At 64.3% G+C, this 12,948-nt stretch carries 18 protein-coding genes; 1 reads left to right on the top strand and 17 read right to left on the bottom strand.

Features of this window, described 5'->3' with window-relative positions; translation table 11 throughout:
* Positions 1-166: 166 nt before the first annotated feature.
* The 16 genes from TX88_RS31915 to TX88_RS34430 all read right to left on the bottom strand — a co-directional run bounded on the left by TX88_RS31915 (position 167) and on the right by TX88_RS34430 (position 10,769).
* Complete coding sequence (locus TX88_RS31915) at positions 167-970, bottom strand: hypothetical protein (protein ID WP_234792987.1); 804 nt, start codon at positions 968-970, stop codon at positions 167-169.
* Positions 971-1,539: 569 nt separating this feature from the next.
* Positions 1,540-1,680, bottom strand: coding sequence for a hypothetical protein (locus TX88_RS34435; RefSeq protein ID WP_162563250.1), 141 nt, complete (start codon positions 1,678-1,680; stop codon positions 1,540-1,542).
* A gap of 16 nt (positions 1,681-1,696) precedes the next feature.
* Positions 1,697-2,068 (bottom strand): hypothetical protein, encoded by a 372-nt coding sequence (locus TX88_RS31905; protein ID WP_205841413.1) that lies wholly within the window; start codon positions 2,066-2,068, stop codon positions 1,697-1,699.
* Between the two features lie 56 nt (positions 2,069-2,124).
* Positions 2,125-2,463, bottom strand: coding sequence for a hypothetical protein (locus TX88_RS31900; protein WP_044524603.1), 339 nt, complete (start codon positions 2,461-2,463; stop codon positions 2,125-2,127).
* A 53-nt stretch (positions 2,464-2,516) separates the two neighbouring features.
* The gene (locus TX88_RS31895) at positions 2,517-3,719 is read right to left on the bottom strand and encodes a DUF1173 family protein (protein ID WP_044524601.1); all 1,203 of its coding nucleotides are present in this window, start codon (positions 3,717-3,719) and stop codon (positions 2,517-2,519) included.
* 58 nt (positions 3,720-3,777) lie between these two features.
* Positions 3,778-4,113, bottom strand: coding sequence for a hypothetical protein (locus TX88_RS31890; RefSeq protein ID WP_131814116.1), 336 nt, complete (start codon positions 4,111-4,113; stop codon positions 3,778-3,780).
* 3 nt (positions 4,114-4,116) lie between these two features.
* Entirely contained in the window at positions 4,117-4,614 is a 498-nt protein-coding gene (locus TX88_RS31885; RefSeq protein WP_244438728.1) for a DNA methyltransferase, read from the bottom strand.
* Between the two features lie 247 nt (positions 4,615-4,861).
* Positions 4,862-5,173 carry a winged-helix domain-containing protein gene (locus TX88_RS31880; protein WP_044524598.1) on the bottom strand — a complete coding sequence of 104 codons (312 nt, stop codon included), beginning with the start codon at positions 5,171-5,173 and terminating at the stop codon, positions 4,862-4,864.
* A 328-nt stretch (positions 5,174-5,501) separates the two neighbouring features.
* The gene (locus TX88_RS31875; protein ID WP_044524597.1) at positions 5,502-6,047 is read right to left on the bottom strand and encodes a hypothetical protein; all 546 of its coding nucleotides are present in this window, start codon (positions 6,045-6,047) and stop codon (positions 5,502-5,504) included.
* 90 nt (positions 6,048-6,137) lie between these two features.
* Positions 6,138-7,223 carry a DNA-methyltransferase gene (locus TX88_RS31870; RefSeq protein WP_065053549.1) on the bottom strand — a complete coding sequence of 362 codons (1,086 nt, stop codon included), beginning with the start codon at positions 7,221-7,223 and terminating at the stop codon, positions 6,138-6,140.
* 173 nt (positions 7,224-7,396) lie between these two features.
* Positions 7,397-8,365, bottom strand: a complete 969-nt coding sequence (locus TX88_RS33650; protein ID WP_074415847.1) for an alpha/beta fold hydrolase — start codon at positions 8,363-8,365, stop codon at positions 7,397-7,399.
* Positions 8,362-8,853, bottom strand: coding sequence for a hypothetical protein (locus tag TX88_RS31860; protein WP_049925622.1), 492 nt, complete (start codon positions 8,851-8,853; stop codon positions 8,362-8,364). The genes TX88_RS33650 and TX88_RS31860 overlap by 4 nt, the downstream gene beginning before the upstream one ends.
* 18 nt (positions 8,854-8,871) lie before the next feature.
* Positions 8,872-9,171 carry a hypothetical protein gene (locus tag TX88_RS31855; protein WP_044524596.1) on the bottom strand — a complete coding sequence of 100 codons (300 nt, stop codon included), beginning with the start codon at positions 9,169-9,171 and terminating at the stop codon, positions 8,872-8,874.
* Positions 9,168-9,980 (bottom strand): DUF4326 domain-containing protein, encoded by an 813-nt coding sequence (locus tag TX88_RS31850; RefSeq protein WP_044524593.1) that lies wholly within the window; start codon positions 9,978-9,980, stop codon positions 9,168-9,170. The genes TX88_RS31855 and TX88_RS31850 overlap by 4 nt, the downstream gene beginning before the upstream one ends.
* Positions 9,977-10,294, bottom strand: coding sequence for a hypothetical protein (locus TX88_RS31845; protein WP_044524591.1), 318 nt, complete (start codon positions 10,292-10,294; stop codon positions 9,977-9,979). Before TX88_RS31845 ends, TX88_RS31850 begins: the two co-directional genes overlap by 4 nt.
* Positions 10,295-10,316: 22 nt before the next feature.
* Positions 10,317-10,769, bottom strand: a complete 453-nt coding sequence (locus TX88_RS34430; protein WP_162563249.1) for a WhiB family transcriptional regulator — start codon at positions 10,767-10,769, stop codon at positions 10,317-10,319.
* 762 nt (positions 10,770-11,531) lie between these two features.
* Here TX88_RS34430 and TX88_RS31835 point away from each other — a divergent pair.
* Positions 11,532-12,335: a helix-turn-helix domain-containing protein gene (locus TX88_RS31835; protein ID WP_131814118.1), complete on the top strand. Its 804-nt coding sequence runs from the start codon at positions 11,532-11,534 to the stop codon at positions 12,333-12,335.
* Here TX88_RS31835 and TX88_RS33645 read toward each other — a convergent pair.
* The coding region (locus TX88_RS33645) for a C40 family peptidase (RefSeq protein ID WP_167333318.1) at positions 12,310-12,948 on the bottom strand (639 nt) is incomplete at its 5' end. The genes TX88_RS31835 and TX88_RS33645 overlap by 26 nt on opposite strands.

Below are 12,948 nucleotides of genomic sequence, written 5' to 3'. Positions count from 1 at the left end.
ACGGGGACCGATGCGCTGATGCTGGTGGTGTCGGCGGGGGCGATGGGCGCGGCTGACGGGACCGCGGCGGGTTTGGTGACCGGTGGAAGTGCCTGGCCGCCAGGGTCGATGTCGCGCGGATCGGTGGGTTGATCAACGATCTCGTCGAACAGCGACGGTTGTGCGGCTACCTTTCGGGCAGACCGTCGTGGCGCAGATCGGCGAGGATCAACGGGGCCAGTGTCGCGGCCAGCGGGTCGTCGGGATGGCTGGGTAGCGGCAGGTATTCCTCGGCGCGGGCCGCCAGCAGATAGCCCGCCTTGATCCGAAAGACCGCCGAGAAGTCCGGGGCCGGCCACACTTCCGCGACCAGGCCCTCGATCTGCTCGCTCGGCTCGATGCGCAAGGCGCTGTGAGTCCATCGCTGCTGCCACGGCACCTGGAGACGATCCTGCAGCATCGTCTGTGAGGCTGGTAGCTCGCTCGACTCGTCGTTCTGCGGAATCTTCTCGTAGAGTTCCTGGCTGAGCACGATCTCCATCGCCTGTGCTCGCGTCGTGTTGAGCAGGCCCACCTTGGTCAGGTAGTCCGGGTGCTGGCCGTGCTCGGTCTGCCACTGCCGCACTGCCTGCTCGCCCATCTGCGCGGCCACCTCCGCCACCTGGCGGCTGATCCGGCTGGCTTCGGCCTCCAGGAACTGGTCCCGCTGTTGCGGGGTCCACTGGGTCGGCAACGTCAGGTGCTCGTCGTAGATGTTGTCCACGATCTCGCGTATCTCCGGGCTGGTCACCGCTGCCTTCCCCGTCGAGGATGCTGAACAGATCCGGCTGGTTCGGATCTGATGCGCGCTTGCCTGCCATATTGTCCTCTCCTGGGCGATGGTGTCGGGATCCGGGTAACCGAGGGCGGTGAGATAGCGCCGCCAGTTGCGTTCAGCGATGGCCTTACGTCGGGCCAGCGCCGCGGCCGCTCGGGACTGGTCAGGTGTCATGTCACCGACCGGTGCACCCGCGGGAGTTTGGCCGGGTTTGTTGCGTTGACCATGACTTTGGTGACGCTTCGGCGCTGTCGTGCGTCCATGCACCGCAGTCGAGCAAGCGCGGTGCGCATCGGCTCGCTGGTTCGGCGCTGGCTGCATGCCCTTTGGGCGGCGTCCCAGGCGGCGTCGTCGCGGTCAGCGCCGTGAAGGGTGGCGCTAGTGGCGCGCACCCACTGCGTGCCCTGTCCGGCCCCGCCTGCGGAGGCGGCAAGAATGAGACTTGCCAGCGGTTCCAAAGCGATGCTGCACCAGAGCCTGCTGCCGGGGTCGGAGATGGTTGTGCGGGTAAGCAGTTGGTCGGCCATGCGAATGGCGTCAGCGGGGGCGACGACGCGTGCTAGTGGGTCGCGACGTAGGGCAAGCACCAGCCTCCGGCAGAGTGTGCGGGGCGCTACGGTGCGGGTGTCGGTGTGCATGGGTGACGGTTCCTTCCTTGATGGTGTGGGCGGGGTCTGGCGCATGAGCTCGGTCGCTACAGGGTCGGAATGACTGGCTAGATGCGCTGGCCGCCCGGTTGGTTTTTATTCGTCGCCACCGGGCGGGCCGTAGCGCCGGAGCAAGACGCCCAGCGCGACTAGAAGAAACGCCATCAGCGCGTAAAGCGCCCATTCGTGCGACTTCACAACAGTGTTGATCAATTCATCGTTGATCAGTTCGTTCATTGCTCATCCTCCATTGTCAGCTCGGGTGCACTGGGCAGTCGGTGTGATTGCCGTCGGATACGCACACGCAGGCGGTCACGTCGAACGCCGCCAGGGCGGCGACGGGAAGCACTGGGCGCCAGTTGGTGTGCCGGTATTGGCATGTTCGCGGGTCGCACTCTCTGCAGCCGCAGCAGTGAAAGGTGCCGTCTTCTTCGTTCGGTGCGTAGTAGACGAAGTCGTATCCGTCGCCGCCGGGTGCGGTGCGGCAGGCGAGCACTTGGACGCCGTTGGCGTCGACGATGCCGAGGTCGGGCCTGATGCCTGCCTGGTTCATCTTCTCGACGTAGCTCTCCAGGTCGTTCTCGGTGTCGAACGTGATCATTTGAGGTATCAATGCGGGCTGCATGGCTTCTCCTGTGCGTCGCAGACGACGGTGGTTGTGTTCGGTTGTGGGGCAGCCAATTACCTGTAGATCACTGAGATCGGGAATGCGCCGGGCGTGCTCTCTTTGATGTCTTCGCCGGTGTCGGTATCAATCCAGAAGCGCCACTCAGGCTTCGGCGCGATCAGGACCGCCCATCGATGGTGTACGTCGTCAGCGGTGAGCTGGGCATCGTCGGCGTCGCGGCCGTAGAGCTCGATGTCGAATTCGTTTGCTTGTCGGGCGAATTCTTCGTCTCTGTCGTGTCCGTAGGTGTAGAGCATGTCGCCGTCTTCGTGCTCGATGAACATGTAGCGGTGCTCGGCGTCGTACTCCGTGTCGAAGTCCTCGGCGGTTAATGGCGGATGAACGGTGGTCATGGTTGTCACTCCTGTGGTCGTGTGCCGATAAGGGGTTGCGGGATGTTGGTGGGTTAGTGCATTGGTGATGGCAGATCCGGCATGTCTTCGTCGGTGCGCCAGTTCCATACCGGCAGGCCGGCTATCGAGTCATCACCGTCGGCTTCTGTGGCGGCAGGGCGGTCGATGAAGGCGGCGACGGCTGGAGTGGTGTCGGTGAAGATGAGGGAGGCGATGGTCGTTGCGCTGCCGTTGTACGACAGCACTTTGCGGAACGAGCGCTCCTGCTCGATGGCGGTATTGAGCAAGGTGCGGTCGGCGTCGCCGGTGAACGGGATCCAGTTATGATCGGTGGTCATCAGTGACAGTTGTTCGACGTTGGCGTATCCGGCACGCGACACCGAGAACGTGCAGATCGCTAGCAGGCGCACTTCGCCGGCTTCGGCCATCTGCCAGTGTTCGAGTTCGGTGGCGAAGCGTTTGGTGAGCTTGCGGTGCAAGTCTTCATCGAGGAACCAGGGGTGCCCGGGCTGGTGCCGGACCTGCATCTTGTATCCGTGGTTGGCTGGCTCGATCGCCTTGATCTCCCCTATCCCGATGAGCAGTCTGGCGGTCTTTCCGGGCTGACGTCGCGCCGGTGCCCATGCTTTGATCCGGCGCTGCTCGATCTCTGTCTTGCGGGCTGCCGAGAACGGCTCGGGCACAAACAGAGACGGGGCGAGGGGGTTCTTTCGGACAAGCTTGCCGTCGACGGCTGCACGCAGACGTTGGTGAACGACTGCCCAGGAGCGGTGTCCGGTGAATGCCGCGTGCCACGTTGTCAGTTCTGCCTCGTCCCACAGGTAGTGCAGGACAGCTCGTAGCGACAGCTTGTTGCCGTCGCTTTGAACGGTGTCTGACGGCGACCCGGATGGTTCGGGGGCAGACCGGTTGCCCGCCTTCGACAGTGAGAATCCCAGCCGCAGGGCCGTGGTGCCGTCGGCAGGGTTGTCCACGATTGATTGGTCGGCAACAGCTCCATAGCCCGAGAGTTCGTCGGGCGGCAACCACGAGCGGCACCGATGGTCGTGGGCAGCGGCCGTTCCGGGCATCCGCTTGACGATGAGGTTGTGGCCGGCTGCGGCGATGTACATCTCCACCCCTGGGGACTGGCACAGGCACAGCGGTCGGTGCCGGGCGGCTTTCGCTCGGCTAAGTGCCTGTTGAGCTTCTGGGGTGTGGACATCGTCAACCACGTCGCCGTCTACGAAGAACGGGGTGGGTATCGTCGTCGCCATCGGTTCTGTGCTCCGTTTCAAATGGACCGTTTGGTAAGCGCGGGAGTGGCGCAGCCAGCTAGTCGATGGGGTCGGGCTGCGGCGCGGCGTGATTGCGAAAGTAGGCAGCGACGTCGATCCGCGCGGTGTTCACCTCGAGGCCGGCCAGCGACAGCAGCAGCCCGCGGCGCAGCGCGGCCGGAAGACGGTCCCAGCACCGGTCACACGGGTGGTCGGCATCGGCGACTGTGCGTCCGCAGCCCCCAGGGCACCGTGTCTGGGCGGTGTTTTCGAGTCGGGGCGGGAAGGCCGCGTGGTGGGAGCCCGGCACGGCGACGTAGGAGGTAGTCGAACGGATCGGATGTCCGCATATCCGGCACGACGACGGGTACGGGAGCAAGGCAATGGCTGGCATCGGTCAGACCTCCTGAGCGTGGCGAATATCGTTGTGGGATAGAAGTTCTGGTGTTCCGCTCAGGTGCGGGAAGTCCAATTGCAGGCACATTTGATCGAGCCGCCGCGCTGCGGTTTCGCAGTGGCGTTCATCGAGCTCGACGCCGATTGCCCCGCGGCCCTGGTTGCGGGCGGCCACCAGGGTCGTTCCTGACCCTGCGAAAGGGTCAGCGACCACCCCTGGCGGGGCGAACAAGAGGAGCTGCTCGAGCAGGTCGAGCGGTTTGGCATGAGGGTGGCCGTAGCGGTAGGCCGGTGAGGACGGGCCGGCTACCCATGACCGGCTGGTCAGCACACTTGTGCGCCCGCCGACAGCGGAGGGCCAAGGACCGGTGAGGTAAATGGCTTCGACGTCGCGGCGAAATCCACCTCGGGCGCCGCGTATTCCCGCGTCGGCCGCTTTGGCGTAGATGAGGCACTGGACTGCGTTGCGGGGCTGGGCCACCAGCAGATCGCCGAACACGATGCCAGGCCGGGGCCCCAGGCTGCCAATGCTGCATCACGTGTACCGGTGTCGCGGTCACCGGCGATACCTCCGTGGCATCGCCGCGGCTGCCCGTGACCGTCGGCGTTGGTCAGTCCGCTTCCTGAGCGCCAGCGCCGCCCATAGGGCGGATCCGTGACCAGCACGTCGGCGGTAAGCCACTCAGTGAATTCCTGTGCGTCACCGTGATACAGGGTGATGTAGTCGTCGCGGTAGTACGGGGTGGTCATTGTGATGGTCCCGAGGATTGTTGGGTGATGTCGGCTGCCGACGGGTGTGCGGAGTCGTTGACGACGGGCTGAGCGTGTTGCCAATAAATTTCGGTAGTGCCGTCTTTGGTGAGCCTGTGGATGTGGCCGCGGCTGTGAAGTGCGCGCAGGGTGCGATAGACCTGCTCGGCGACCAATTGGGTGGTGCGGTTCTTGTTGACCTGACGACGAATAGCGCTCGTGCTCAGGGGTTCGCCAGCGTTGGACAAGACGGCAAGTATCTCCGTGTGCCGCTCGTTGAGCGAGTGGCGGGGATTGAAGGTCACCATTGCGGCCGCCGAACCGGTTGTGACCGTGCCATCTGGATCAGACCGTGGTGGCGGCTGGGGTGGCCAGCGCTTCCTCCGCGGCGTGTTGGGTGCCCGTTATGTGATTTGGGCAGCATTGAGGCAGCGGCACTTCTGTCGAGGCTTCTTGGCGCGGCGGGTTCGTTGCCGGTCGGTATCTGCATCCTCCACCACGGAAGGGGCTTGTTGCGGCCACAGCGCGGGCACCGATCACCCACGTGGGCCGTTGAGTCGACCCGGCAGTATCCGCAGGGCCACGCAGTGGTCCCGGAATCCGCTTCACGCGATGTGCTGACGTTTGGTCTTGGGGTCATGAGGCCACCCGCAGTGATGTCGCTCCGGGGTGCAGGCAGTGCCCATCCCGGCACAGCGGAGTGCACAGTCGGATCTGCCAGCCGGTGAGCGCTGATGCCAGCCTCACGTTGGACCCGCGTGTTCCGATGGCTCTGGCGAACTGTGTGGGGCCTATGCTGCGGTCTTCGGCGTCGAACACCATGCGCGCGACCTGTCCGGGTGCATCGATGATGTGCACGCTCAAGGGGTGCGCTCCGCGCGCGATGATCGCGTTGGTGAGGTAGGTCTCGATATGCGCCGAGTAGGCGACAATTCCGATGTTGTCCATACCGAGTTCGTGGGCGATCGTCCGGATGCGGTGGCCTCGTACACCAACGCACGCACCGGTGACGCACACGCCGGGTTGCTTGGTGGTCACCGCTACTTTGCATTGGCGTCCGTCGATGGCCACTCGGACGATCTGGATGATGTCGAAGGCGATCTCAGGGACGTCTCTGGTGAGCGCGTCGACAACGTCGGCTTCGGTGGCTTCGCTGCGTTGGTGGATGCGTTTCCGAGACATTGGATGTAGGGCTCCTTGTCGTTGGTGAACTTCGCGGCCGCTAGTCGGCGTGGCGTAGTGGCTGCGGTGCAGGCCCGGGTCGGGGGCCGGTCATGATGCCGCCTCCCCCAGGGCGTCTAGCAGGGTCGGCGGGCACATGTGATCGCCGCTCGGGGATACAGGTGTATCGGCCGGGTTGGCGTCGTTGTGGAAGTCCAAGGCAGCGTCGCGCAGGCGGGTGCGCAGCGCGAGGTCGAGATAGTCAGCCTTGATGTCGATGCCGATGTAGCGGCGCCCTGCGCGTTGAGCGGCGAGCCCGGTGGTTCCTACCCCGTTGCACGGATCGAGCACGGTGCCACCGGGTTTGCAGCCGGCCGTCACGCATTTCTGAGCCAGGGCCGGCGGCATGACGGCGAAGTGCGCGTGCGGAAAAGGTGTGGTGTTGATGGACCACACATCGCCGGGGTTGCGCCCGGAGGGAGGCGAGGCGAATGCGCCAATTCCCACGGTCGACTTGCCACCGCGGCCGTGTCGCATTGGCTCTCCGAGGTCTTTGCGTTGTGCCCACGTCTTGGCGTCGTTGCGCCGTGGCGCCGGTTCACGGATGGCATCGAGGTCGAACCAGTACCGAGGTGACTTTGTGAGCAGGAAGAGGTATTCGTGACGTGAGGAGGGCCGATCGGTGACACTTTCGGGTTTGGCATTGGGTTTGTCCCACACGATGTCGCGGCGCAGGATCCAGCCGTCGTCTTGCAGCGCGAACGCGACTCTCCACGGAATTCCCAGGAGCTGCTTTCGGCCGAGGGTAGTGGTGGTGTTGATTCGGCCGGGCATGGCATGGGGGCGGGAACGCCCAGAGGTCGGTCCCGCTGAGGCGTCGGCGCGAGTGCTGTAGGTATCGCCGAGGTTGAGCCACAAGGTGCCGTCGTCGGCGAGTACGCGTCGCAGCTCGGTGAACAGGTCGCGCAGGTTGCTCACGTATTCGGCGGGAGTGGGCTCAAGGCCGTATTGTCCGTCGCTGCCGTAGTCGCGAAGGTTGTAGTAGGGCGGACTGCTGACGATGCAATCGACTGAGCCGCTGGGTAATTGGCGCGCTACGTCGAGTGCTTTGCCGTGATAGAGCGTGACCTGCTCATCGCGGAAATAGGGTGTCAGCGGCTGGTTGTGGGTGTGGCCGTCACTGTGGAGATGAGTCATCTGGCTACCACGCGGTCCGGTGCATGTGTCGACGACGACGGGCGGTGAGCAGCAGTGCAAGATTGTCTGCGGCGTGTGGCTGTGGGGCGGGCTCGACCGGTCGAGGCCGGACTGTTGGAGTGCTGTTGCAGGTCGTGGCGGTCATGTGCGGTTTTACCTTTCACCGATGCACGTCAGGCTGACGTGGCGATGTCGTTGAGCGCATGGGGGTTTGACGTCTGCTCGATGGCCTCGGGGAGATTGATGGTGCGCAGGATGGCGGTGCTGACGACGGAGGCCGCCTCTTGCAGGAGCATGTGGCCTGCGTTGGGCAGGTGGATGTGGGTGGCACCGCTGATGGCGGCGGCCATTTCCTCGGAGTGTGCCGGCGGCGTGAGGATGTCCGCTCCCCCGCTGATCACCGTGGTGGTGGCGGCGATGGTTGGCAGCACGTCACGTTGGTCGAAGGTTTTGAGGGAGTGTAGGAATCCGAGCGCTGTGGATATGGGGGTTGAGCGGAAGGCTTGGCTCAGCGACGCGGAGATGGTCTTGTCGTGGGTGACAAGCTCGCACAGTGGGCGTGCGAGGCTGCGCATGAGGTGTTCACTGAGGATGTGCGGCACATGTTGGGCGAGGCCGATGGCGGTGTCGATACCGGGCAGGGCCAGGAGGCGGCCCAGGCCATGCTCGGTGAGGTGGCCGGCCGCCGTGGCGACGAGTACCAGCCCTGCGGGGCGCACGGGTTGCTGGTCGACGGGCCGCGAGAGGTAGCTGAGCGCGGCGATGCCGCCCATGCTGTGGCCTGCGAGGGTGAGGGGTCCGCTGACCTGCAGTGCGGTGAGGACTTCGGCGAGATCCTGAGCGAGACGGTCGGGTGTGTAGGTGTGCAGTGGTGCGCCACCGGATCGTCCGTGTCCACGGTGGTCGTATTGGATGACTCTGATGTCGCCGCGACGTAAATGCTGCGCTGGTCGGTACCAGGATTGCCGGGTGAGGCACAGGCCGTGTAGGAGAACAACGGTGTGGGTGACGGCCGAGGATCGGCAGTGGTCCGAAACACTCAGGGCGACACCGTCGCTGGTCATTACCGTGCGGCGCGGGGGTCGCTGGCCGCCGCTGGTTGCTGCCGCGTCGTCGCGCGTCAGCGTCGTGAGAGGGGTCATGAGTGTGCCTCGCTTCCGTTTTCTCCGCAGCCGCCAGCTCCGAATTGCCTCCAGGGCACGAACCGGTAGGTTCCGTTGAGGTTTGGGCACCAAAAGCCCCAGTCGCGTATGTGACGGCCGGTGATGATCACTGACAGGCAGGGGGTTTCTCGGCCCGCGGCGTCTCGGGGCAGGCGAACGCTGTGGCGATGCTGTGCGCGACGTACGGCGATGCTGCCGCGGTGGCGCGTGGTGACACGACCGGGTTCGATTTCGTGGTAGGAGCCGTGCAAAAGTAACGATGCAAACCACCAGGGGTGGTCATGGCAGGTCGGATCGTCGGATGCGATGAACCGGTGCAGGTAGATGTTGCAGTAGCGGTTGCGCGGGATGAGATACCAACGTTGCAGATAGGGTGCGCTGTTGTTGGTGATGACCTGGTGAGGATGGCCGGAGAGGAGTACCTTCAGCCAACCGCCGGGGTGAGGTGTGCTTACGGTGGCGCTCACGATGGCTTCCCTTGGTGCTCAGTCGAATTCAGGTGTATCTGGCCACGCTGGCTGTTCGCGCTGCGACGCGGGCTCACGGGACGGTCCTGAAGGTGCCGAGGTGATGGACATGCTCGCCGCGGCGCCGAGGTGTGGTGTGACGCTCCGCGGGGTTTGCGCGGACAGCCTCGGCGGCTCGGGCTGGACGACGGTCAGCCACACAGCGGACAGGACCAGCAGCGCGTACAGCGCCATGATGATGGCGGTGGTGATGTGTCGGTTGCGCGTGGCAGCGGTTGGTCGCCGGAAAGTGTTGGCAAATGCGGACGTGGCGGTCACGACGGCTCCTCCCCTGTTGTGCATTCGGAAGTACTGGTGGGCAACGCATTTGCGCGGATCAGATTGCTCCACGGTGTGCGCCGCAGACCGAGAAAGCCAGTCCCCCGCACCGGTAGTGCGAGGCGGGCGGGATGCTGAAATACCCAGTGATAGACCGGGGAACCGTCCGTTGGTTCGACGCCCCACGGTCGACAGCAGTCGCCGGTTGCGGTGTGGATGTCGGTCAGGACTGCGGCTCCCAGCCAGCCCTGCTGGCGGGTGTGCCACGAAGCGTCCAGACCGGCGCGTCGCGCGGCAGTGACCCCTGTGTCATCGACTCTGGCCCCGGCCATCAGCAGAACCGGACCTCGGTAGGAGGTTGTCCATGTGCGGTTCTCGACGGTTTTGCCGCCGAGCTCGCGTGGCACGAGCAGAAGGGATGCCCAGGGGCGTCGCACCGTCAACCCCCAGCCGTGGCCATGCCGACGGCCGGCAAGGATGTCGGGATCGGCGAGGTCGGACAGGACATCGCGGTGGCATGGCTGATCATGACCGCAGGTGCAGTGCAGATCGTGTCCGCGCAGCTGGGCGCTGGCGGCGATGAGGTCAGTCCTGCCTGCCAACCAGACCGCGTAGTCCACGACCGCGGCTGCTCGGTGTTGCCAGTTTTCCCCAGTGCCATTGGGATGGAACGGGTTACGCCATAGCGGATCGGTGTGCAGCTGGCGGGGTTGCGGTGGAATGCGATCGTTGCGGATGGGAGTAGGCCAGTAGGGCGGCAGGGTCTCGTGTGTCGAATGGGTGCTGTGGAGGTTGGCCGCGGTGGTCATGGCTTGTCCTTGGGCTGCATTGACGGCTGCGGGGCCGCAGGCAACGCAAACAGAGCTGTGAGCGTGTCGATTTCCTGCCGTGCGGCACCCGCGTCGGTGAGCTGCCAGGCAAGGTCGCGACCACACGAGGCGATCGGTTCCACCAGGTTCTCGGCCCGCATCTGCTGCAGCGCACGGTAAACGTGCTCACGCAGCGGAGCTGCTCGGACGGTGAAGCCTTCGACAGGAATCGGGGCGGCGAATTCGCGCAGCCGCCGCGTCGTCAAGGGTTTGTTTGCCGCTCTGAGCTGAGCAAGCAGGTCATCGCGGAGCATCTGGCGACGCGGGGACGACGGGCTAGGCACCGGCCTGCTCCATCCGGACGGAGCGATCGTCGTGGGCGTGCGCCACGTCGTGCTCAAGGCTGGCGTCGACGAGTTCTTGGAGTTGTTGGCGGCGTTCACGCAACGTGCGGGCGTGGCGACGGCCGGGAAGCGGTACACCGGCGAACACACCGTCGGTGACGCGCATGTCGAGGGCGAACTTGGCGCACTTGGTCAGCACCGGGCAGCTCGCGCAGATTTTTTGGGCCTCTCGGCGGTTGATTGTGGTGAACCAGAATTCGGGTTCCACTGCGGTGGAGGGCTGTCGGCACAAACCCGGATCCAGCTCGTGGGGTTGGATCGTGGTGTGCGGGGGTTGCAGAGCGGTCACTGCGGGAGAGGTCGTGAACAACGCCGGATCGATGGGCTCCTGCGGTGCGTCGATCGTGGTGACCGTCACCACCGAGGTGTCGAGTTCGTCGCACATTCTGCAGACCGTCTCGAGGTTGTCTAGATGTTGGTGGCATCCGCGGCCTCGCACGTTGCCCGAGCGGGGAATCTCAAGGTGGCGCACGACCAGGTCTTGAGTCGGATCGGCTGATGTCGCCTGCCATCCACACCGGGTGCATGTGTGTTGGTCGCGGTGCATGGCTGCGAACCTGGCCAGATCCCAGTTGTGGTTGACCACGAACACTCGTGCGCATTCGTCACCACAGAAGCCCGAGCCTGCCTCGGCAATGGTGGCCCCGCATGTCCCGCACCGGCCGCGCTGGCGGAAATACGGGGCAATGCCGCAATCCCGAACCTTGGCTTCGTAGATCCAGAAGCGGCTGGGCTCGACCGAGAGATTCCAGTCGCTCCCCTCCGGGGTCGTGGGTGACGCGACGGATCCGACAACACTAAGAGGCATGTTGTGTACTTCCCTTCCAGATTCTGTACACATCTGCTGAGTCAAATGATGACTGATGTTGACTGTAGATCACAGTCACGACAGTTGTCACTAGTTTCTTTGCGATCCGTCTATGTCGACTGTCACGACACCCAGCGCCCAAGTGACAACAAAGCCGACTTGCGAGCACCGACATCACGGGCGCGGTATACAGAAAGCGCTCATAACCAGCGGATATAACCCCCCCGCAGTCACTTTTCGACACCAGTGCACCGCAAACAGGCGGCGTCGCGGGCGGCCATACCGCGACAACGGCGGACACACGCCTTGTCGCCACAAAGTCGCCATCAACGAGCCCTCATGACCAAAAAAGATGATGCTGTTGACGGTCATCAACACGGAGGCATGTCGACGGTTATCCATCATCACGCTGTCGTGAGTTGCTGCAGATCAGTCACACTGGGGCCTATATTCATGACAACCGTGCAGCGTCCTGCGCGTCACGTCGCCGATGAGGAGGGAAGTCAACCGATGCCCGCCGGCCGACTCAATGCCAGCGAAGAGTCGCGCGAGGAAGCATTGGCCCGTATCGGGGACGCTGTTCGCGAGGCACGACTGACGTTGGGGATCAGCAGTCAAGCCGCCCTGGCCGAACGCGCGGGCGTGGTCACCAACACCGTGGCTTTTCTAGAGCGCGGTCAAAAGATGCCGTGGATGGCCAACCGCCGCAAAATCGAGAGTGCCCTGGAGTGGCCGGTGGGCTCGTTGACTGCGATGCTGCATGAAGGTGCACCGGCGCCGACGCAGAAGCTTCACCCGGTGCCGACAGCCACCCCGCTGCAGTCAGTAGAGCGGACACAATCAGCAAGCGGTGAGTTGAGTGGTTGGGTGCTCAACGTAGCGCTGCGTGTGACTGAAATGGCGGCCACAATCGCCGACGTCGCCGCACGCTACAGCGCGAACGCCCCTGAGGCCCAGGCTGTGATCGCCGAACTCAACAGTCAGACAAACGCACTGGAGCAAGTCCTCTCGGCGGGCCTAGTCGACGCCCTACAGAGCACCGAATCAGACGAGGTGGTAGACCAGCTATACGCCGTGATGACACAGATCCGTCGCAGCCGCAAAACCTTTCGCAGTCTCACGCCGCAAAGCGACGAGCAATAAACGACGCCGGCATCGGCGAAATCTTTATCGGCACACCCGTTTGTTGCGCCTCGATCACTTCTGTGGGGCTGATCGCCAACATCACATGCCCGGGGCCGCGAGAGTCCATCGAATTCGATGGGAAGATGGCATCTCCAGCTGTCACATCGCCCGGCGCGACAGGTAGGCCCTGTTTGATCTGGCTGTAGGTATCTGGACCAACTGTGATGCCCGCCTCTGCGTATGCCCACTGCACAAGACCAGAACAGTCAAAAGCGTTCGGGCCCTTCGCGCCCCAGACGTAGGGGCGGCCGAGCTTGGTCAGCGCCGCGCGCACCGCTTGCTGAGCGGCCGGTCCTCCACCAGAGCCAACTCGCGCTTGCGGGGAATCGTTGCGACCAGCCGGAGCCGTGCGATCATTTCCGCCACCGAGAAGGCCCGTAAGGCGAGGCACCGACAGTCCAGGAAGACCGCCTCCGCTCCCACCGCCGCCGAAGCTGGCCGGACTGAACCCGCCGCCGCCCGACATCGGCATCGCGCCACCGCGAGAAGCACCCGGATAACCTGCGCCGGCACTGCGGATCATCTGGGCAAGAGCGATATTGCGTTGTTCGGATTGCAGGAGTCGGCCGCG

The organism is Mycolicibacterium septicum DSM 44393, assembly GCF_000455325.1.
GTDB classification, from domain to species: Bacteria; Actinomycetota; Actinomycetes; order Mycobacteriales; family Mycobacteriaceae; genus Mycobacterium; species Mycobacterium septicum.
The sequence above is the reverse complement of the archived record's forward strand: the minus strand, read 5'-3'. Positions and strand labels throughout refer to the sequence as shown.